Here is a 22110-nt window from a genome sequence, read left to right on the forward strand (position 1 = left end):
AGAGTGAGGGCATTACATGACCCAATACGCTGGACTTCGTGAGTTGGCCCAATTGATTAGCAGATTGGAGCCGCAGCTTGCAGGGGCAACCTTGAGCATTTTGGCCCATGAAAACAAAGAGCAGATCGCGTCCTTGCTTCTGGAAGGGCTGGGCAGCGGCGTTTCCGTGCAAAACAGCTCTGGCGAATACGCCAACCATTTGGCGAATTTGCGCGTGGGCGCGAACAAATATACATTCGCCCAGGACTGGCGCGAGGTGTACATCAGTGAGATCAATTACTGCGCCTGTCGGATTCCGCCGGGCGGTCACGGTCTTTTGGTACACCATACCGACTATCCCGGGGTCATTTACGACGTATCCCGCAAACTGGCTGACCACGAAATCAATATTTCCAAGCTGAACGTGTCGCGCGAGCAAAAAGGGAAGAACGCCCTGCTTGTTTGCGTCACGGATGAAGAGATTACGCCAACAGTTGTAGCGGCGATTGAAGAGCTGCCGCAGATCAACAAGGTGTTGTCCCTCCAGTAAGCCGAAAAAGAGCAGAAATGCGTGCATGACCGCTCATATGTTTCGTATGGGCGGTTTTTTGCGTGCGTGGAGCGGTTGTTGGCCGGTTTTGGGAAAAGAAAAAGCTGCCCTGGTTAGCGGGCAGCGGTTTTGGAAGCGAAGCGGATCGCGTGGCTGATCAGGACGTGCAAGACAGAGGTGTGATTTTCGTCCGGGAATTGACGGAACGTGGCTTGTATCTGACCTGTGCCGAGAGCGGACAGCCTTTTTGCCATGGCCTCAGCTTTGACGTTGACGTGGAAGCGCCCGTCGTTCTCCAGTTCCCCGATCGTCAGGAGCGCTCTGACTTTCAGCTCGTCTGTAAGCCGTTCAGGCAAGCGCCGCTCTTCTTCGAGCAGGACGCTTTCGTTCCAGTGAATGGACGGGCTGCCGGCGATATAGCATTGGTACTCGTGCGGCCGCGTCAACAGGGCGTGCAGCACCAGCAAGCCGCCGAGAGAATGACCGAAGATCGTCTGGCGGGTACGATCGATAGGAAAATCTTTTTCGATAGCAGGCTTCACCGTTTTCTCGATAAACGAAAGAAACCTTTCGGCGCCGCCCATTTCCGGCCATTCTCCGCCGCGCGGATGAGCGGGCAGCTCGTCTTGCGGAACGACATGCGTGAAGTCGTAGTAGCGGGACGGATGGAAAGGCGCTTCCGTCGGATAGCCGATGCCGACGACGATGGCTGGTTGCACGCCTGTTTTTTCAGGAGCGCGGCATTGCAGGCGAATGGCTTCGGTCATCGTGCCGAAAACCGAGTTGGCGTCCAGCAAATAGATGACAGGAAAGCCTGTTGGCGGCGGGGCTGTGTCTGGCGTGCTCACAAATAGGTGGAACGTACGATCGTTGTATGTTATTTTTCTCGTTTGGGAACGGGGAATCGCTACTGCCTCGTAAGTCGTACTGTCCATCATGGGTCACTCTCCATTCGTCCGTAGGCGTTAACTTTTATGTACACGAAACTTATTATATGGACGAAAACCAGAGATTGGCAATAGAGAAATGAGAGAGATTATCACTACGAAAATTGAACATGCCAAGCTTGACTCCTACGATATATTGAGGTAAAGTAAGTTTTACCAACTACATATTGATGCGGACAGGTGTTTACCACGCTATATTTGGTAGACTTAATAGGGAAGTCGGTGAGATTCCGACGCGGTCCCGCCACTGTGATGAGAGAGTTCCATTTGCTTGTGATCGCCACTGATTGAGCCAATCGGGAAGGCCAAATGGAGCAATGACCCCAAGCCAGGAGACCTGCCTGACTGCAAGCACTGTGTAACCTACGGAAGATAGGGAAGTGTTCGAGCGCTCCATTCGTTTGTCATGCTGAATGGATACGATGGGAATCATCATGCGCATTCGACATTTTGGCGTCGAATGCGCTTTTACTTTGGCTAAAAAGTATACAATTGCAGTAAAGGATGAGGGACATGATAATCGCTTTTGATTCAAAAACAGGAAACGTGAGACGATTCGTAAACAAAATCGATCTGCCGCGCGTGGAAATCGATCCGGAGATGGTGCTAGACGAGCCGTTCATCCTGGTGACGTACACGACAGGCTTCGGGCAGGTGCCAGAGAAGGTGGACCGTTTCCTGAAGCGAAATCATGTCTATTTGCGCGGAGTGTCTGCCAGCGGCAATCGCAACTGGGGCACCAGCTTTGCCAAAAGCGCAGATACAATCGCGATCCAGTATGGCGTTCCGGTGATTTCCAAGTTTGAATTGTCCGGTACCGGCCGTGACGTGGAACAATTTACGAGTGGGGTGGCAGCAATTGCGGCACATTGAATTGAACAACCAACTAATGCAGCGTGGAAACGACGGGTTTTACCAATTGGAAAAAGACAGAGAGGCAGTCGCCGTCTTCATGGAGGAAGTGCAGGCGAAGACCATGACCTTCAACAGTGTCAAAGAGCGGATGGACTATTTGATCCAGCATGATTTTTATGAAAATGTGTATGAGGACTACACCGTTGAACAGGTCGACGAAGTTTTCCGACTGGCGCATGACACTGGTTTTCAATTCGCGTCGTACATGGCCATCTCCAAGTTTTACAAAGACTACGCTCTGAAAACGGACGACAAGTCCACGTATTTGGAACAGTACCCGGATCGGGTAGCGATTGTTGCTCTCTCGCTCGGCCGCGGAGACTTCGAGCTTGCGAAGCGCCTGACTGTTTCCATGATGGAACAGCGTCTCCAGCCGGCTACACCGACATTCCTCAATGCAGGGAAAAGCCGCCGCGGGGAAATGGTCTCCTGCTTCTTGCTGGAAATGGACGACTCCCTGAACTCGATCAACTACGTGCTCGGAACTTGCATGCAGCTCTCGAAAATCGGCGGCGGCGTAGCGGTCAATCTGTCCAAGCTTCGCGGGCGGGGAGAGCCGATCAAAGGCGTCGAGGGCGCAGCCAAAGGCGTCATGCCTGTACTCAAGCTTTTGGAAGATGCGTTTTCCTACGCCGATCAGATGGGACAGCGCAAAGGCTCCGGGGCAGCTTATTACAACATTTTTGGTTGGGACATCAACGAGTTTCTCGATTGCAAAAAGATCAACGCTGACGAAAAATCGCGGATCAAGACATTGTCGATCGGCCTGATTGTGCCGAATGTGTTTTACAAGCTGGCAGAGGAGAACAAGCCTCTGACCGTGTTCGCTCCTTACTCGGTCTACAAGGAATACGGCGTTCATCTGGATGATCTGGATCTCGATCAGATGTACGACGAGCTGGTCGCAAACGAGCGCATCAAGAAAAAGATCGTCATGAGCGCCCGCGAGATGCTTACCAAGATCGCGATGATCCAGATGGAATCGGGCTATCCGTACATCATGAACAAGACGAATGCGAACAAAAACCACGCGCTCAAAGATATTGGAGCGGTCAAAATGTCCAACCTGTGCACGGAAATTTTCCAGTTGCAGGAGACTACCACGATCACGAATTACGGCGAGGAAGACATTATCCGCCGCGACATCAGTTGCAATCTGGCTTCCCTGAACATCGTCAACGTGATGGAGCACAAAAAAATCCGTGAATCCGTGCGCGAAGGCATCGAAGCGATTACGTCCGTCAGCGATGTAACCCGTGTGGAAAATGCGCCGGGCGTGCAAAAAGCGAACCGCGAGCTGCATTCTGTCGGATTGGGTGCGATGAACCTCAACGGCTACCTCGCGAAAAACAAAATCGCGTATGAGAGTGAAGAAGCAAAAGATTTTGCCCGCACGTTCTTCATGATGATGAACTTTTACTCGCTGGAGATGAGCGCCGAGATTGCCAAGGCAAAAGGGGAAACCTTCATGGGCTTTGAGCAGTCGGAGTACGCCAAGGGCACTTATTTTGACAAATATCTCGCAACCGATTACCGTCCGCGTACGGAAAAAGGCAAGCAGCTGTTCGAGGGCGTGCACATTCCGACGCCAGAGGACTGGGCTTCTCTCAAGCAAAAAGTGCAGGAGAACGGGCTGTATCACGCCTATCGTCTGGCGATTGCTCCGACACAGAGCATTTCCTACATTCAGAATGCGACATCGAGCGTAATGCCGATCGTGGAGCATATCGAGACGAGAACGTATGCGAACTCGACCACGTATTACCCGATGCCGTACTTGACGCAAGAGAACTATTTTTACTACAAGTCTGCCTATGTGATCGACCAGTTCAAAGTCATCGATCTGATTGCCGAAATCCAGGAGCATGTGGATCAAGGGATTTCTACCGTGCTGCACGTCAACAGCAACATCTCGACAAGAGAGCTGGCTCGCTACTATATTTACGCGGCGAAAAAAGGCTTGAAGTCGCTCTACTACACGCGCACCAAGCATCTGACGGTAGAAGAGTGCATTAGCTGCGCCGTTTAACAACAGATGTAGGTCATTGGAACAAGTTGATAGAGAAGAGGAACGCCTTATGAAAGCAGTCAATTGGAACAGGCCGGACGACGATTTTACGATGACGTTTTGGAATCAGAACATCATGCAGTTCTGGACCGATGACGAGATTCCGCTGTCGGACGACAAAATGTCCTGGATGGAGCTGAGCGCTACCGAGCGGGACACGTATAAAAAAGTGCTGGGTGGCCTTACCTTGCTCGATACGGTGCAAGGCGGCGTCGGAATGCCGAAAATCATGGAGCATGTGGACGGATTGCAGCGAAAAGCCGTCCTGGCTTTCATGGGCATGATGGAGCAAATTCACGCCAAGTCTTACAGCAGCATTTTCACGACTTTGGCTGCCACCGAAGAAATCGACGAGATTTTTGCCTGGGTGGAGCGCAATCCGCATCTGCAAAAGAAAGCGGCGTTGATCTCGCAACGCTATCAAAGCATCGAGACAGCGAAAGACTTGTACATGGCGATGGTTGCCTCTGTTTTTCTGGAAAGCTATTTGTTTTACAGCGGCTTCTTCTACCCGCTCTTTTTGGCTGGACAGGGCAAGATGACGAGCAGTGGCGAGATCATCGACCTGATTGTGCGCGACGAAAGCATTCACGGCCTGTATGTCGGCGTGCTTGCGCAAGAAGTGTATCAACGCCTCAGCGTCGTCGAGCAGACAGCTGTGAAAGAGGAGCTGTACGCGTTGCTGCACGAGCTGCATGAGAACGAAGAGGCGTATACCGTGTCTCTATATACGGAAATTGGCTTGGCGGACGAAGTGCTGGCTTACGTGCGTTACAACGCGAACAAAGCGTTGATGAACCTGGGACTGGACCCGTTCTTCCCGGAGGAAGAAGTCAATCCGATTGTTTTGAACGGGATTCGGACGCATACGAAGCAGCATGATTTCTTCTCGAAAAAAGGAAATGGCTATGTCCGCACGCTCAACGTCGAGCCGCTGACAGATGATGATTTCCGCTTTGAGTAAAAAGTTAAACGTATGTTTAAAAAGACTGCCGCTCATTGGCAGTCTTTTTTCGATTCCGATCCAAAAATGCGTCAGTAGAATACACGTGAGGTTTGCTCGATAAATAATATTTTAATAGATGGGAAGGAAATGAATCGCCTATTTTCAATATCTTTTCATTTATATTTATGTTATAAATAAATGACGTAACGAGCTGTTTTACTTCTGGTTGTCCAGATAGAATCGTGATCAGCGCGGAAGTGGCAAGCGAGAAGCGATCTGGTCATCGATTACCGATTTGGTCGACTGATTTATCTGACAATTATTCCCGCTCGATCTGATCCCGGTTGTTGGGGCATGAGCGGGCGGAGTGATTGTGTGAATTTTTTCACTAATCAGAGGGTTGCTGAAAAGCACCTTTGCTTTGGAATTACAGGAGGGTTTGTGTCATGCATCAAAAAGGTTCTTCTTCGTTCATCCTCATCATCGGCTTTATGCTGTTCGCTCTGTTCTTCGGAGCGGGGAATCTGATTTTTCCACCAATGCTGGGGCAAATGGCTGGAACGAACGTATGGACGGCCAATGCGGGCTTCCTGGTGACGGGAGTCGGGCTGCCGCTGCTGGCGATTATCGCTCTGGTTTATTCGGGAATGGATGATTTGCGTTCGTTGGCGAGTCGTGTGCATCCGGTATTTGGTCTTGTGTTTACGATTTTGCTCTACTTGGCAATCGGGCCGTTTTTCGCTATTCCGCGATCCGGGAACGTCTCGTTTGAGATCGGAATCAAGCCATTTTTGTCCGAGCAAGCTGGTCCGGTTCCACTGATCGTCTTCACCGTCTTGTTCTTTACACTCGCTTGCCTGTTATCTCTCAATCCTGGGAAAATTATCAATGTAGTCGGAAAAGTCTTGACACCGATCAAGCTGACTTTTATCGGCGTGATTGTGTTGACGGCGATTTTGTTCCCGATTGGCGCGCTGCAAGCACCTGTGACGGATTATCAGTCCAAAGCGTTTTACAAAGGCTTTCAGGACGGCTATTTAACCTTGGACGCTTTGGGGGCATTTGTGTTTGGAATCATCATCGTGAATGCGATCAAGCAAAGAGGCATCACGGCGAAAAAGCAAATTTTGCTCACGTGCGCAAAAGCAACGATGATCGCGGGCGCACTTCTGGCGTTCTTCTACACGGTGCTTGCCTATATGGGCGCTTCCAGTGTGGAGAAGCTTGGTCATCTGGAAAACGGGGCGCAAATTTTGGCCAAGGTGTCCAATTACTACTTCGGCTCTTACGGCGCCGTTTTGCTCGGCCTCATGATTACGATCGCATGCCTGACCACCAGCGTCGGTCTCATTACAGCTTGCTCTTCGTTTTTCCATTCGCTGTTTCCGGCGATCTCGTATAAAAAGTTTGCCGTCATTCTGGCTGTGTTCAGTACACTCGTCGCCAATATCGGCTTGACGGCGCTGATCAAAGTGTCGGTTCCGATCTTGATGACCATGTACCCGATTGCGATTTCCCTCGTCTTTTTAACGTTTATGCACAAAGGATTTGGCGGACGACCAGAGGTGTATCAGGGAAGCTTGCTCGCTACTTTTCTGATCAGCCTGTTTGACGGACTGAACGCGGCAGGTGCCCAGCTTCCCGTCATCAACGACTTCTTTACTCGCTATTTGCCGATGTATACGATCGGGCTTGGCTGGATGCTGCCCGCTGTTGCAGGCGCTGTGATCGGCTACACTATTTACATGATTCGCAAACCTTCTCTGCGGGCACAGGAGCTGCGACTGACCAAGCAATAAACCGGGAAGCTGGCAGAGTAGAGGCAATCAGGCTGAACTTTGAAATAATTTTGGTGAGTGGAAATAGTTTAGCATGACAAAAACTGGTTTACGTGTTACTGTAAGGAGAAAGGTGCTCTTTTGCTAGATGCGAGAGCACATGCACTCATACCGACAATTTCATATGAGTGGGAACAGGTTCCTTGGCCGCGAAAATCGGCGCAAGGATGAAAAGGGAAGTCGGTGAGAATCCGACACGGTCCCGCCACTGTATGAGGGGAGTTTGCACAGCGATAAGCCACTGGTCGAGACGGACTGGGAAGGCGTTGTGCAGATCGTGATCCTCAAGTCAGGAGACCTGCCTGTTTCGACAACACTGCTTAACCTACGGGAGATAGGGAGGTGTTAGGATGCTGTGATCGCAGTGCTTATTTGGCATTTCTAACGTTCTTTTTGACCGTTGGAAGTGCCTTTTTTGATTGGCTTTACAAATACCTTCAATGGATGGGAGAGAAAGCTCATGAAAAGCAGCAACCTGGGATATCCGCGAATCGGCAAAGACCGGGAGTGGAAAAAAGCATTGGAGTCCTTTTGGGCAGGCAAATTGGAAGAGTCAGCGTTTCTTGCGCAAATGGAGCAAATCCGCCAGCAGCATCTGATCAAGCAAAAAGACAAAGGCATCGAGTGGATTCCCGTCAACGACTTTACTTACTACGATCACATGCTGGACATGGCTGTCATGTTCGGACTCGTTCCGAAGCGTTTTGCCTATGATGGCGGCCCGGTACCGCTCGATACGTACTTCGCCATGGCGCGCGGCAACAAAGAAGCTGTCGCAAGCGAAATGACCAAGTGGTTCAATACGAACTATCACTACATCGTTCCTGAGTTTGGCCAACGCCCGCCAGTGCTGGCAGAGAACAGGCCGCTGAAAGCGTACCTGGAGGCCAGGGATCAGCTGGGCATCGTCGGGAAGCCGGTGATTGTCGGGCCGTACACGTTTGTCAAGCTGGCGAAAGGATATGCGAAAGACGAGTTCGAACGCGTTGTCGATCAGATCGTGCCGCTTTACGTGGACGTGCTTCGTGAACTCGAACTGCATGGCGTGGAATGGGTGCAAATCGATGAGCCGGCTTTCGTCCAAGATATTTCCGAGCAGGACAGAGCGCTCATTCGCCGGGTGTACGAACAGTTCAGTCAGGCGCTGCCACACCTCAAGCTGATGGTTCAGACGTATTTCGAAGTGGTGGATTGGTACGAGGAGCTGATCGCGCTGCCAGTGGAAGGCTTGGGCCTGGACTTTGTCCACGGAGGAAAAGCGAATTTGGCCAACCTGACGGCACATGGTTTCCCGCAGGAAAAAGTGCTCGGCGCAGGAATCATCGATGGCCGCAACATTTGGCGCTCGGCCCTGGAGGAAAAGTGGGAGCTGGTCAAGACGATCAGCAATGTGGTCGACCCGGACCGGATTTGGCTACAGCCATCGAGCAGCCTTTTGCATGTTCCCGTCACTGTTGAAGCAGAAACCGATTTGCCTGGGGAAGTTCAAGCGGCATTAGCCTTTGCGGACGAAAAATTGGGAGAAGTGCAGCTTTTAGTCCAAGGATTCCGATTTGGAAAGTATGTTATCTCGAAGGAAATTGCCCAGAACGAAAAGGACTTGCTCCGCCTGGCCGAGTCTCCGGCGAGAAACCGGGAGAAAGTACAGCAGGCTCGAAAAGCGCTGGAGACGACAGAAGCCAAACGCGACGTGCCGTTCCACGAGCGCCGCGATATCCAGCAAGCCGCCTGGAAGCTGCCGCTTTTGCCTACAACGACGATCGGCAGTTTCCCGCAGACGGCAGAGGTTCGTCAGGCCAGACAGCAGTACAAAAAAGGGAACTGGACAGTCGAGCAGTACGATGCCTTCATCGCGGAGCAAATCAAGCAGTGGATTGCGATTCAGGAAGAGATCGGGCTGGACGTGCTTGTCCACGGCGAGTTTGAACGGACAGACATGGTCGAATATTTCGGGGAAAAGCTCGACGGCTTCGTCTTCACGAAAAATGGCTGGGTTCAGTCGTACGGTTCCCGTTGCGTCAAGCCACCTGTCATCTACGGCGATGTGCAGTTCGTCGCTCCCATGACCGTCAAAGAGAGCGTATACGCCAAGTCGTTGACGGAAAAACCAGTAAAAGGCATGCTGACAGGCCCGGCGACCATTTTGAACTGGTCATTTGTCCGCGATGACGTGTCCCGCCAAGAGGTGTGCGAACAGATCGCCCTGGCGCTGCAAGCAGAAGTGGAGGCGCTGGAAGCGGCGGGAATCCGCATGATTCAGGTGGATGAGCCTGCGCTGCGGGAAGGCTTGCCGCTCAAGCAGGCAGACAGGGCGGCGTATCTGGACTGGGCCGTCAAATCGTTCCGCGTGGCTACCTCGACAGTTGCCGCGAGCACGCAAATTCACACGCATATGTGCTATTGCGAATTTCACGACTTCATCGACGTCATCAGCGAGCTGGATGCCGACGTCATCTCGATCGAGACGTCCCGCAGCCACGGCGAGCTTGTCTCCGTCTTCGAGACTTGCACGTACGATAAAGGAATCGGCCTGGGCGTATACGACATCCACAGCCCACGCGTTCCGGCTGTCGCGGAGATCGAAGAGATGGTGTCGCGCGGCGTGCAAGTATTGCCACCAGCCCAATTCTGGATCAACCCGGATTGCGGTCTGAAGACGCGCGGAAGAGCAGAGACAGTGGAAGCTTTGAAAAACATGGTGGCGGCGACGCATGCTGTGCGTGACCGTTTGACACAAAAAGCATAATCGCATGATGGCAACGAGAGGAGCAGCACAGATGGCAACAGAAGCATGCCCGACCGGACAATCCCGAACCTATTTGACTGATCTCGTGTTCCCGCCGGATACGAACCATCACAATACGATTTTTGGCGGAAAAGTCATGGCGTACGTCGACAAAATCGCCTGCATAGCGGCGATGCGTCATTGCCGGAAGCCTGTCGTCACTGCTTCCAGCGATTCCTTTGATTTTCTCGCGCCGATCAAAACGGGCGAAGCGATCAATCTGGAAGCATACGTCACCTGGACACACAACACGTCGATGGAAGTGTTCGTCAAGGTCGAGTCGGAAAATTTGCTGACGGGCGAAAAGAAAATGACAGCGAGGGCGTACTTGACGATGATCGCGCTCGACGACCAAGGAAAGCCAACGTTAGTGCCGGCTGTCATTCCCGAGACGGAAGAAGAGCGCATCCAGCATGAAAAGGCAAAGCACCGCTACGCATTGAGAAAACAGCGCAAAGCGGAACAATAGAATTTTGCAGCAAAACCCTCACTTTGGTGGGGGTTTTTTGCTGGCACCGATTTATTTACTCACCTTCTTGTCTCTACTATAATAGGCATAGGAAAAAAGTAGTAAATAATGGAGTGGAGGTTGGGCACAAACTTGCAAAACCAGAACGAAGCAGTTGCAGAGATTCACAAGAAAATCAGGACACTTTGGATCACCAGCGCCTTTTTCGGATTGATGTCACTGTTCGGCATCATGACGGGCAATTTTCTTCTGCTCCTGTTGGGGTTGGTGTTTGTTGTACCTGGCATTTGGGCGATTGGAAAATTTAAAAGAATGCTGCAAAACCAGCTTGCCGACTATCAGCCCGGAAAAGGGTTCTCGTTTTTTCGCAAGACAGGAGAACAAAAAATCAAAGTGATCACGTACACCCAAATTGGCATGGCTGGCTTGATTTTGTTCAGCCTGATCACAAAGCTTTCTGTCGGGCCTACGCTGTTTATCGGCCTTTCCGCGCTTGTTTACTTGCAGTTCGTAATGAAGCGCCGGATCAAGGTACATACGAAAATTGACGATGCCACCTTGTTTGAGCTGGAGGAAATCGGGATTATTACGCCAAAAGATATCGTGAAGGCGCTGTACAAAGATTTCGAGAGCTGGCGACATGTGCAGCCCAACAACAAAATCTTTTTGGTCAAACAGGACGCGCTCGTCTGCATCGTCATGCAGGAGCGGCACGAAGCCGTGCGGATGGAATGTCGGCTGCGCGATATCCAAAAGCTTGGCATCGTCGGCAGCGGAAAGAATGGCGAAGGCTTGCTTCTGCTGATCGGGACCGTCCATGATAACGCTGTTCGCCTGAAGCTGGACGGAAAAAGCTTTCAGGATTCCCCCGAAGAGTTTGTCTCGCATTTTTTGCAAGCGTTGGATGAAGCTCTTCAGACTGCTTCACCCGGTACACCCGCTCTTATTCGCGATGGGCGGATGATGCCGCGTCCCGAACTTCAGGAACACGCACCTAGTGAAAAGCCAAGGGTGGTCATTCGGGAAATTGAGCTTCCGTCAAGTGCGGCCAGCAACAACGACAGCGGGCAAGTACCGAGAAAGACAGGTGCGACAGGAAGGCAGCTAGACTTGTAGGAGGGAGAGCATGTTGGCGCAGTCATTGCGAGTCCATGAAATATGCAAGCAAAGCAGGGTAAACGGACCAGGCAACCGTGCTGTCGTCTGGGTGCAAGGCTGCTCCATCGGCTGCCGCGGCTGCTTTAATCCGAATACGCACCCGGACAAGCAAGGCGGTCGGCTCTATGAACCAGACTCTTTAGGGCAAGAACTGGGACGACTGCCAGTTGACGGACTGACCGTTTCCGGAGGAGAACCGCTGGATCAGCCGGAGCAAGTAAGGCGGCTGGTTCAGTCGTTTCGCCAGGTTCACTCGGGCACCGTCCTTTTGTTCACAGGCTATACAGCGGAAGCAATTTTGCGTTGCGAGGAAAAGCGCAAAGCCTTGCTTCTGTTTGACGTGGCGATTGCAGGGCCTTATCAGGCGCAGTCGGAGGAGATTTGGCATGGCAAGAAACTGATTGTGCTGACGAACCGGATCACGCCGGAAGAGTTGATTCCCCAACGAAAAGTCGAACTGGTTCAAGGGGAGCGTTCCTTGCATCTGACTGGTTTTCCTACCGCGAATATTCAATCGAGCCTGTACACATGGCTGTAGGAGGAGTACATACATGCTGCAAGATTTTGTCAAGGAAGTGGAGTATTTGATTCGCGCCAGATACAGCATCCTGTACATTTTTACATCGGAAGAGGAGCGGGCGCTCGATGTGTTCCAAGGGATTGGCGCCAGCCTGAACAAGCGGATTGTGACGTGGACAGCGACAAAAGGTCTTGTGCTGAACGGGGAAGAGCTTGACCACAAGAGCACAGATTTTCGCATCGCTCTGACGATGGCCGAAGATTTGGCGAAAGAGCCTACGCTGTTTTTATGGTTTGATCTGCACCCGCTGCTGCGCGGATCGCATGTAAACATCAGAACGTTTCGCGAATTTGCGCAAAAGACGCGGACAGGCTTCCCTTCCAATTCGATTATCATCGCTCCTTCCCTGGAAATTCCTGTAGAGCTGCAGCATGAGATCACGATTCTCGACCTGCCTCTGCCTGACCTGGATGAAGTAAAGCAAATCATCCGCAGCTTTACCGATGCGTACGTCGGTCGTCCGGGCATCGTGATCGACCAATCCCCGGAAGTCATAGAAGCGCTGGCCCGGGCCGCCGTAGGTTTGGGGCGCAACGAGATCGAGAACTGTTTGGCGAAGGCGCTGGTTAAAAATCGCGGAATATCCGCAAGCGATGTCTCTACCATTTTGGAAGAGAAGAAGCAGATTGTGCGAAAATCGGGGGTTCTGGAATACATCTCGACAGAATCATTGAACCTGGAGCAGATCGGCGGACTGGAAAACTTGAAGCGCTGGCTGCTGAGACGAAAAGCGTCGTACTCGGAGGAAGCGAGACAGTTCGGCATCCAGTGGCCAAAAGGGGTCATGCTGGTCGGCGTTCCCGGTTGCGGAAAAAGCTTGTGTGCGAAAAGTGTGGCGGCTGCTTGGCAAATGCCGCTGCTCCGCCTGGACTTGGGACGGGTATTCGCGGGCATCGTCGGTTCGTCCGAAGCGAATATTCGCTCGGCGCTCATGATGTGTGAAGCCGTATCGCCGTCGATCGTCTGGATCGATGAAATCGAGAAAGGCTTGTCCGGCGTGGGCAGCGGTTTTTCCGACGGGGGAGTCGCCACGCGCATTTTTGGAACGTTGTTGACCTGGATGCAGGAGAAAAAGAGTCCTGTATTTGTCTTCGCGACTGCCAACAAGATCGAGCAGCTTCCAGCAGAGCTTTTGCGAAAAGGACGGTTTGACGAAATCTTTTTTGTGGACTTGCCTACACCGGAAGAGCGCGAAGAAATTCTCAAAATCCACCTGGAGCGGCTGAAGCGCAACCCGGCCCGTTTTGACATCGATAGGCTCGTCGAAGTATCGGGCGAGAAATACTGGGGGGAAGGCATACGCCTGACGGGTGCCGAGATTGAGGCTTCGCTCCATGAAGGGCTGATCGATGCTTTTGCGAAGCGCAGTAATCCCGAGGAAAAAGATCGGGATATCGACACGGAAGATATTTTGCTGGCCATGCAGCGCACAGTTCCCTTGGCTAAAGCCAGGCGGGAGGAAATCGAGAAGCTGCGTTCGTGGGCAAAAGAGTTTGCCGTCCGCGCCAGCCTGGCAAGCCCAGCAAGCCCGGCAAATGCCGTGGCAGATGGAGTCGCTCGCGAGGAGGCAGTCGGCAGAAATATCGATTTTTAGCCCAGGGAGGGATTCGCTTGAGCCACTGCACGACATTTTCGATGTCATTCCAGGACAAACGTACGCTTTTTCGAGCGTTGCGAACTTTGGGCTACCAGCCGGAGAACGTTGTCTGGACAGAATACAAAAACATGTTCAGTAAAGAATTGATGATTGGCGGAACTGTGCTCGGCAAGCTGCTGACCGGGTTCAAGGATGGGATTCACGTCTATTTCGAGGAGACAAAAGACGGGCTTATCCCTTACTTTGAATCGCATGATTTGTCGCCTGGCCTCCTTCGCCAGCGCTCCGCATCGCTGCTCTCCGAAATCAGGGAGGGGTATTTGCAGGGAACCGTCGAAGCTCTGCGCGACTCGATTGTGGCTGCGGGAGGAACGGTGACGGTAAGCGAGGAAAAGAGCGGGCAAGTGATTTCCTATGTGCTGACGATCGGAACAGATGCGCGGAAGCTGCGGATTTCCATGAACGAGCAGGGAACGGTTGAAGAAGCGGTCGAAGGCGTGCTGGGACGTTCCTGTGCGGAGTTGACGGAAGGAATCGAGCAAAAGCTCTCCAGCCCAAGCGAGCTGGAACGAACATGGACACATGAGTACAACGCGACAGTGGAAGATCAGCAGATTCAAATTTTGAGGTTATATTAGCACAACAGACAACCGCAAGATCGCCGCACTCCATGCCGGATGCGACGGTCTTTTTCTTTTTCAATCAACTTTTGCCCGGCTGAAAAAGGAGGCGGCATGCAAACCACCCCGGTTTTTCCGCCTGCAATCTTGCCTTGCGAAAAGCGCAATAACTCCTGTCAAAATGCGTTTTTTCGCTTCAAAATGAAGGATAAACTACATTTTCTAAGATGTATTGAAGTGAATTATTTCAAGATATATACTATTCTTGAAAATAGGTTCGCAAAGCAACCGCAAAGGAGTTTTCCGGCATGGATCAGCTCATAACGGAACGGATTCGCAAGCAGTATGGAAACTTGACAGCCAGCCAAAAAATCATCTCCAAAATCGCCCTCGAAAAGCCGAGCCTGCTCGCGATCCACACAGCCAAAAAAATCGCCGAGCTGACCAATACGAGCGAAGCGACGGTCATTCGTTTTTGCTACGCGCTAGGTTATTCCGGCTATACCGAGCTGCAGCAGGAGATCAAGAAATCGCTCTTGACCAGCGAGCAGACGAAAGGGCCGATCCAGAAGTACCGCGACACGGAGGCGGCACTGACGCGCAACAATTACGCCCACCAAGTCATGGAAACCGATATCGCCTACCTCCAGCAAGCTTTGCACCAGATCGACTACGAGTTGTTGCACCAGGCCGTGCAGAGCATCATTTCTGCCAACCGCATCGTTGTCGTCGGTTTTCGCTGGTGCCACATCCCGGCGAAGTGGCTGTTTTCTACCTTAAACGCGATCAAGGGCAACACCCATTTATACACAGGAGCGGTAGACAATGCCGACTATTTTTTGACCGAGCGGGATCAGGAGTGGCTTGTGATTGCGCTGTCCTTTCCTCGCCATCCGAGTGAAACAGTAGCGATGGTGAACTCGGCAAAAGCTTTGGGCGCGAAGGTGCTGGCGATTACCGAAGGCGAGCTGGCCCCGATCAGCCAGGCGGCAGACTTGTTGTTGAAAATCTCCACGCCGCAGCCGGTCGCCACCAGCGGCATGCCTACCTTGTTCTCTGTGCTGAATGCCCTTGTCAAAGGCGTCATGATCCACGACCCCGTCTCTGTGCAAAAAAGGCTCCAGCACTATGACGAAATCAGCTCGACGCTTTATTCGTTCGTGGGAGAGGGGGAGGACGACTTCACGATTTATTGAAACAGCCATTACGCGACTCATAAAGGAGGAACTTTTCATGTCTGTGCCTGTTTGGTTTGCAGCGACGGGAGACAGCTTCATCACCCGCGACCTGCCCTATCGAGACAATGCTTTTCGCGAGATTGCCAGCTTGCTTCAGCGCGCTGATGTGCGCATTGCCAATCTGGAGACGACCGTCCATGACAACGAAGGGTATCCGAGTGCGCAAAGCGGCGGAACCTGGGCCATGTCGCCGCCGTCATCGCTGCAAGTGATGAAAGACTACGGCTTCAACATGATCGGATGGGCGAACAATCACACCCTCGACTATTTGTACGGCGGGCTGGAAGCGACAGAGCGCCACCTGAACGAATACGGATTTGTCCATGCCGGAGCTGGCAAAAATCTGGCGGAGGCTTCTGCTCCCCGCTATCTCGAATGCGAGTCGGCCCGAGTCGCGCTGATCGCGGCGACATCGACCTTTCATCCGTGGTGGGCGGCGGGAGAGCAGCGTGCAGACAGCATCGGACGGCCGGGCGTCAACCCGATGCGCTATGTCATGACCCATCATCTGCCGCCAGAAAAGCTCGCCCAACTGCAAGAGCTGGCGGATTCGACAGACATTAACGCTTTCAGCAAAGTGCTGATCGAGGAAGGCTTCATGAATCATCCGGGCAAAGACGTGTTTTTGTTCGGTGCCTCCCGGTTTATGGCAGGGGAAGAGGCGGGAACATCGACACAGCCGCACCCACGCGATCTGGACAGGATGGTCAGACGAATCGGGGAAGCGAAGCGGCGCGCGGATTACGTCGTCGTAAGCATCCACGCGCACGAGATGAAAGGCTTGGACAAAGAAGTGCCTGCCGACTTTTTGCCGACTTTTGCCAAAGCGTGCATCGACGCCGGGGCACACGCGGTCGTCGGACACGGCCCGCATCTGTTGCGCGGCATTGAAATCTACAAAAACCGCCCGATCTTCTACAGTCTGGGAGACTTCGTGTTCCAAACCGAGCTTGTCACTTCGCAGCCAGCGGACTTTTACGAGCAATACGGACTGGACCATTCGCACAACGTCGCTGATGCGCTGGAAGCGATGAGCGCTGGCTATACGCGCGGACTGTGCGTGCACAAAGAAGTGTGGCAGTCCGTCATCCCGCTTTGGAAAATGGAGGGTGGCGAGCTAAGCGAGCTGGAGCTGCACCCGATTGAACTCGGCTTCGAGGAGCCTGTCTACCGGATGGGCTGGCCGAGGTTGAGTGCAGATCCCGAGATATTGCAAGGACTGAAAACGATGAGTGAAGCGTATGGAACCGTGATTGAGATCGAGGATGGAATCGGCCGCGTGAGGTTGAGAAAAGACTGAGTAATTGCCTTGCCCCCACCTATTGGAATGGAGTGATTCAGATGATGGCGAGAATCACCATGATCATGCTGTTCGTGCTATACATGATTAACTACGCCGATAAAACGATTGCGGGTTATTCGGCTGTTCCTATTATGGCGGAATTTTCTTTGTCCCAGAAAGAATGGGGACTTGTCGGTAGCAGTTTCTTCTGGTTTTTCTCGATCGCTGGTATTTTGGGAGCGGCGTTGTCCGACCGGATCGGGACGAAAAAGATGCTCGCCATCATGGCCTTGTCCTGGACGGTTATCCAGTTTGGCGCCTACGCCATTGCCGGATTGCCGATGCTTGTGATCGCCAGGGTGTTGCTCGGAATTGGCGAAGGACCATTTTGGGCGACAGTCGTCAGCCACTTGAACAAATGGTTTCCCGAAGAAAAGCGCGGGCTTGTTTACTCCACGGTCAACTTCGGCGCGTTTGTAGGGGCAGTCGCTTCGGCACCGCTCATCGTTTCGCTCATTGACAGCAACGGATGGCGGTTTGCCTGGGCGTTCATGGGTGCGCTCAGCCTGATCTGGCTTTTGATCTGGCTGTGGGTCGGCAAAGACAGGCCGCAAGTCAGCATCGAGGCGGCGAAGACTGTGCAAGCACTGCCCAAGGCAAAATGGTCGGACTTATCCAAAGTTTTTCTGTCATCCACCTTTTTGTTCAGCTTTTTGATTTATTTCGCACAAATGTGGGGCACAACCTTTGCCGCTGTGTGGGAACCTGTCTACCTGGTGCAAGTGATTCACCTGACGAATCAACAAATGGCTTACGCGATTGCTGGCATGGGACTTTTGGCCGGATTGATGACGATCTTGATCTCCTGGACAGGCGATCGTCTGTACAAAAAACATCGGAGTTATCGCAAATCGTACGTGCTGGTGGGAGGAGCGTCCATCATCCTGGGCGGAATTTGCTTCTACGCCGTGACGCTGGTACAGTCTTTGCCGCTCGTGCTGATTGCGCTTTGCTTGGGAAAAGGGTTTGCTTTTTCCGTAGGGACGGCTGCCTCTGTCATCGTCAGCAGCATGTTGCCGGAGCGCACAGGTTTGCTGGTGGGCACGCTCTCCAGCCTCGTTACGCTCGCCGGAATCATTTCTCCGCTCGTCACAGGCTCGATTGTGCAAGCAGCGCCCAATGTGGGCATCGGTTTTGGCCAGGCGATGATCGTAAATGCCTTGTTGTTTGTCGGTTGCGGCGTGCTGTTCCTGCTCTTTGCCAAACGGGAAGAAAACAAGACAGCGACAGCAGCGCAAATCCCCACGATTTCCTAAAAGAAAAGCTTTATCATGCTCGTCTCAGGTGTTAAAATTTTCTGAAAAGGGGGTAGATGAGCGATGTATCATTTGAACGAAAATTTGCTGCAAAGCGCGCAAAATTTCCCAGACCATCCCGCCTACATATTTTTGGGGGAGACGACTACCTTCCAGGAGCTGAACCGCCGGGTCGATGAGCTGGCGCAAGGCTTGTCCAAGCTCGGGATTGGCAAGGGAGACGCTGTAGCGCTGATCATGGACAATCGACCCGATTTTGTAAGCGCTTACTACGCGATTTTGCGCGTGGGTGCGGCCGTTGTCCCGATGAACCCGATCTACACGCCGCGAGAAATCAGCTTCATTCTCGCCAACAGCCAGACAAAAGCGGTCATTGCCCTTGCTACGCTCGAACCTGTCCTGACACCCCTGAAGGAACAACTGGAGCATTTGACACATCTCATCTACAACGAAGCGACAGGCGACGAGCTGACATTGGCGCAGGTAGCACAAGCGGGAGACGGCAGCTTTGTGGAGCCGGAGCGAAACGAAGACGATTTGGCGGTCATTTTGTACACGTCCGGTACGACCGGGCAGCCAAAAGGGGCAATGCTGTCCCACCGCAACATGGCCTCCAACGCAGAGGCGATGGGAATTTTGTTCGAGCTGATCCCGGAAGATCGGGTAGTCGCGGTATTGCCGATGTTCCACGTCTTTTGCATGACGGTGTGCCTGAACGGTCCGATTCGCTACGGAGCGGCGATGATCATCATCCCGCGTTTCCACCCGGTCGAAGTGGTCAATACGATCCGCGAGCAACAGGCGACCTGCTTTGCCGGGGTGCCGACGATGTACAATTACATGCTGCAACTGCCGCATGCGACGAAGGAAGATTTCGCTTCGATCCGTCTCTGCTGCTCGGGTGGCGCATCGATGCCTGTCGAGCTGCTGCACAAATTCGAAGCCAAGTACGAAGTGAAGGTACTGGAAGGCTACGGGCTGTCCGAAGCTGCTCCGGCAACAGCCTTCAACCCGCTGCGCGGCACGAGAAAGCCCGGTTCGGTCGGGATAAACTTGCCGCATGTTTTGAACAAGGTCGTCGACCCGGAAGGCAACGAATTGCCGCGGGGCGAGGTAGGCGAGCTGGCTGTGCAAGGGCCGAATGTCATGCTCGGCTACCTGGGGCTGCCGGAAGATACGAAGGCCGCGCTCAAGGACGGCTGGCTGTACACAGGAGATATGGCGCGGATGGACGAGGAGGGGTATGTCTACATCGTCGACCGCAAAAAGGACATGATTCTCGTCGATGGCTACAACGTCTATCCGCGTGAAGTGGAGGAAGTGCTGTACCAGCACCCTGCCGTGATCGAGGCGGCGGTCATCGGAGTTCCCGACGAGGTGCACGGCGAAGCGGTCAAAGCTTTTGTCGCGCTAAAAGAAGTGGCGGTTTCGCAGGAAGACATCGTCGCCTTTTGCCAGGATAAGCTGGCGAAATACAAGGTGCCGCGCCAGGTGGAAATCGTGCCGGAGCTTCCGAAAAACACCACAGGCAAAATTTTGCGCCGTTCCTTGCGCAAGTAAAACGATACGAAAAAACCAGACCCACGTCGAAGTGAGTCTGGTTTTTCTTTGCGCGAAAAAGCTATTCGTAGCGGAGATGGCAGGCGAGCTGGACCTTGAGCAAGTCTTCGGGACGGTGCAGGTCGATTTCCAGCAGTTCCTCCACTTTTTTCAGCCGCTGATAGAGCGTGTTGACGTGGATGTGCAGCTCGCGGGCGGTTTGCTGCGGCGACTGGCTGCATTTGATATACGTCACAAGCGTGTGCTCCCACTCCTGATATTTTTGTGGCTCAGCCCAAAAGGGAGCAAACACGTCGGCGACAAAAGCGTCAATGTCAGCCTGGCTTTGGTTGAGCATCAGGCGATTGACGCCCAGGTCGGCGTAATGGATGACACCGCTGCGATTTCGTGCCGCCAAGTAGTGCGCCGCTTTTCTCGCTTCCTCAAAGCTTTTGCCCAGATGCTCGACGCCTTCGATCATGCTGCCTACTCCAATCGACAAGGACGCTTCCTGGGCCCGCTCCCATTCCTCCACGGCTGTTTGCAGTTGCTCGCTCAAAGCTTTTCGCTCCTCTGTTCCATTCATTTGCAGCAGGAGTGTGACGTGATTGTGAAAGCCGTAGGTCAGCACTTGTGCAGGGGCAAAATCGCGCTTCCAGCGGTTCACTAGCCGATGGATGTTGGCTTCGAGCAGAGCGAGATCGTGGCAGTGACTCAGATGAGCGTAGACCACGAGGTAGTGGGCGTGCGGCACCAGTCCGAGTGTGCGGGCGCGTTCCAACAGGTCGTTGCCTTTGCTGCCGATTACTTCCTGGAAAAGGTCGTGGGCACGCTTGTACAAGACAGAGCTGATCGACTGCTTTTTCACCAAATCGAGAGTGAGCACGGACCGCCCTTGCTCAATTGTCATTCTCGCCAGCTCCGACAAGCCTGTTTTGGCGGAAGGGATGATCAGGCAGCCGAGCAGCACGCTGCCGTTGATCAGCGGATACAGGTAACAGTATTCGCTGTCCGCACGCCCTGCGGAATACAAGTGGACAAAAAGCGGGTGGCGACGTCCAGCCAGCAAAGTGTGCAGCTCGTCGCGGTTGAAGTAGGGGAGCTGGGCAAAAGCTTCGTGGCCCTCTTCCAGCCAGTCTACGAACTGAATGGGCTTGGCGGTCATGCGCGACAGTGCCTTCACAATTGTGGCCGCATCTTTGTTTTGCAGGGACATTTGCTTGATCGATTCGTGAATTTTGTTGCGCTTGATCAGATCATCATGCCGGGCTTGCAGTTGGGCGCTGAGTGTCGCCATGTTTTCATACGCCTGCTTCGTCTCGGCGTACAGCTCGGCATTTTGCAGCGCGACAGAGGTTTGATCGGCGAAGCCTTGCAACAGGGCGAGGTCGTAGTCGGTAAACTCGTTGTCTTGGTGAAATTGGTGCAGGACGAGCACGCCAATTCGCTTTTCGGCAATCGAGATCGGCACACATAAAAGCCCGTTCAAATTTTGCAAGTCTTTCGCGTGGTTCAACGAGTGAAAATTGTCCGCGGAAATGTCTCTCATCGCTTGCGTCGTCTCGGGATGGGAGCGATACAGGCGGGGTTGTCCGTCCAAAAAGACTTTCCCGGCGATCGACTCGCCGATTTTCAGGCGAAAGTCTTTGAACAGCGTGTCGTGAAAGCCGACGGTCGCTTTCGGCACGAGGCGGTCGATGGCAGGATCGTACAAATGCAGCAGTCCGGCGTCAGCGGCAGGGATGACGGACAGGGCATTGCCGATGATGTCACGAATGATCGCTTCGGTATCAAGCGTACCGGAAATCGAGCGGATGCCTGCCAAAAGTTTGCTCCATTCGGCGTTTTTGCTCGCAATCGCTTCTTCTGCGAGATGTAGCTTCAACCCGAGCCACAATAGCTCCCATTGATCATCCGTCAACGTGGAGGCCGCTTCCGAGGGCGAGTCCAACCAGATGAGCGCTTGTCCTTCCTCAGCGAAAAAGAACCGCAGCAAATGTTTGTCCTCGATTTCTTCATATCGGTAGCGCTCTTGCTCATGAGCCGGGAGCGTGGCGGGAGCGGTCAGCAAGGTCCCGAAAGCGACGGCAGCTGACGGCGTCACTGTATACGCCAGCCGAAATTGGCGGTCGCGCGGGAGGCGAACCCAGATCGACATAGGTGCAATGGCAAGCCACGCACTCAACTTTTCGTTCAAGTAGGAAAGAGTATGCATGTAGGCACCTTCCGTGTAGAGAAATGTATATAAAATTCATTTTATTTGTGTGTGCCTCTACATTGTAT

17 protein-coding genes and 2 riboswitches are annotated in these 22110 nt (G+C 53.0%); of the genes, 15 read left to right on the forward strand and 2 right to left on the reverse strand.

Translation table 11 applies throughout. From position 1 onward, the window contains the following. Positions 1 to 16: 16 nt before the first annotated feature. Complete coding sequence (locus DEP07_RS18400; protein WP_063231043.1) at positions 17 to 529, forward strand: ACT domain-containing protein; 513 nt, start codon at positions 17 to 19, stop codon at positions 527 to 529. A gap of 113 nt (positions 530 to 642) precedes the next feature. On the opposite strand, the gene DEP07_RS18405 is transcribed toward DEP07_RS18400, so the two are convergent. Continuing rightward, complete coding sequence (locus DEP07_RS18405) at positions 643 to 1464, reverse strand: alpha/beta hydrolase (protein WP_280648400.1); 822 nt, start codon at positions 1462 to 1464, stop codon at positions 643 to 645. Positions 1465 to 1637: 173 nt separating this feature from the next. Then, positions 1638 to 1835, forward strand: a riboswitch (cobalamin riboswitch). Between the two features lie 154 nt (positions 1836 to 1989). Between DEP07_RS18405 and nrdI the strand changes: the two genes are divergently transcribed. The 14 genes from nrdI to DEP07_RS18475 all read left to right on the forward strand — a co-directional run bounded on the left by nrdI (position 1990) and on the right by DEP07_RS18475 (position 19848). Then, positions 1990 to 2349, forward strand: a complete 360-nt coding sequence (gene nrdI, locus DEP07_RS18410) for a class Ib ribonucleoside-diphosphate reductase assembly flavoprotein NrdI (protein WP_173595946.1) — start codon at positions 1990 to 1992, stop codon at positions 2347 to 2349. Beyond that, positions 2336 to 4420 carry a class 1b ribonucleoside-diphosphate reductase subunit alpha gene (gene nrdE / locus DEP07_RS18415; protein WP_063231041.1) on the forward strand — a complete coding sequence of 695 codons (2085 nt, stop codon included), beginning with the start codon at positions 2336 to 2338 and terminating at the stop codon, positions 4418 to 4420. Before nrdI ends, nrdE begins: the two co-directional genes overlap by 14 nt. Positions 4421 to 4469: 49 nt before the next feature. Next, the gene (nrdF, locus tag DEP07_RS18420; protein ID WP_122963319.1) at positions 4470 to 5423 is read left to right on the forward strand and encodes a class 1b ribonucleoside-diphosphate reductase subunit beta; all 954 of its coding nucleotides are present in this window, start codon (positions 4470 to 4472) and stop codon (positions 5421 to 5423) included. Between the two features lie 428 nt (positions 5424 to 5851). Then, positions 5852 to 7204, forward strand: a complete 1353-nt coding sequence (brnQ, locus tag DEP07_RS18425) for a branched-chain amino acid transport system II carrier protein (RefSeq protein ID WP_122963318.1) — start codon at positions 5852 to 5854, stop codon at positions 7202 to 7204. Positions 7205 to 7362: 158 nt separating this feature from the next. Further along, positions 7363 to 7563: riboswitch (cobalamin riboswitch) on the forward strand. A 140-nt stretch (positions 7564 to 7703) separates the two neighbouring features. Further along, positions 7704 to 9989: a 5-methyltetrahydropteroyltriglutamate--homocysteine S-methyltransferase gene (gene metE, locus DEP07_RS18430; protein WP_287102863.1), complete on the forward strand. Its 2286-nt coding sequence runs from the start codon at positions 7704 to 7706 to the stop codon at positions 9987 to 9989. Positions 9990 to 10020: 31 nt separating this feature from the next. After that, on the forward strand, positions 10021 to 10497 hold the full coding sequence (locus DEP07_RS18435; protein WP_229049910.1) for an acyl-CoA thioesterase: 477 nt from the start codon (positions 10021 to 10023) through the stop codon (positions 10495 to 10497). A 132-nt stretch (positions 10498 to 10629) separates the two neighbouring features. Then, positions 10630 to 11613 (forward strand): hypothetical protein, encoded by a 984-nt coding sequence (locus DEP07_RS18440; protein ID WP_173595950.1) that lies wholly within the window; start codon positions 10630 to 10632, stop codon positions 11611 to 11613. Positions 11614 to 11623: 10 nt separating this feature from the next. Next, positions 11624 to 12193 carry a 4Fe-4S single cluster domain-containing protein gene (locus tag DEP07_RS18445; RefSeq protein ID WP_173595951.1) on the forward strand — a complete coding sequence of 190 codons (570 nt, stop codon included), beginning with the start codon at positions 11624 to 11626 and terminating at the stop codon, positions 12191 to 12193. Between the two features lie 13 nt (positions 12194 to 12206). Beyond that, complete coding sequence (locus DEP07_RS18450; protein ID WP_173595952.1) at positions 12207 to 13829, forward strand: AAA family ATPase; 1623 nt, start codon at positions 12207 to 12209, stop codon at positions 13827 to 13829. 17 nt (positions 13830 to 13846) lie between these two features. Further along, on the forward strand, positions 13847 to 14470 hold the full coding sequence (locus tag DEP07_RS18455) for a DUF2997 domain-containing protein (RefSeq protein ID WP_122963313.1): 624 nt from the start codon (positions 13847 to 13849) through the stop codon (positions 14468 to 14470). A 290-nt stretch (positions 14471 to 14760) separates the two neighbouring features. Further along, positions 14761 to 15648 (forward strand): MurR/RpiR family transcriptional regulator, encoded by an 888-nt coding sequence (locus DEP07_RS18460; protein ID WP_063231037.1) that lies wholly within the window; start codon positions 14761 to 14763, stop codon positions 15646 to 15648. Positions 15649 to 15685: 37 nt separating this feature from the next. After that, positions 15686 to 16990, forward strand: a complete 1305-nt coding sequence (locus DEP07_RS18465; RefSeq protein ID WP_122963311.1) for a CapA family protein — start codon at positions 15686 to 15688, stop codon at positions 16988 to 16990. 41 nt (positions 16991 to 17031) lie between these two features. Beyond that, complete coding sequence (locus DEP07_RS18470; protein WP_122963310.1) at positions 17032 to 18288, forward strand: MFS transporter; 1257 nt, start codon at positions 17032 to 17034, stop codon at positions 18286 to 18288. 63 nt (positions 18289 to 18351) lie between these two features. After that, complete coding sequence (locus DEP07_RS18475; RefSeq protein ID WP_122963309.1) at positions 18352 to 19848, forward strand: long-chain-fatty-acid--CoA ligase; 1497 nt, start codon at positions 18352 to 18354, stop codon at positions 19846 to 19848. Positions 19849 to 19909: 61 nt separating this feature from the next. On the opposite strand, the gene DEP07_RS18480 is transcribed toward DEP07_RS18475, so the two are convergent. Further along, positions 19910 to 22042 (reverse strand): helix-turn-helix domain-containing protein, encoded by a 2133-nt coding sequence (locus tag DEP07_RS18480; RefSeq protein ID WP_122963308.1) that lies wholly within the window; start codon positions 22040 to 22042, stop codon positions 19910 to 19912. Positions 22043 to 22110: the final 68 nt, after the last annotated feature.

The sequence above is a fragment of the Brevibacillus sp. genome (assembly GCF_003521185.1).
GTDB classification, from domain to species: Bacteria; Bacillota; Bacilli; order Brevibacillales; family Brevibacillaceae; genus Brevibacillus; species Brevibacillus parabrevis.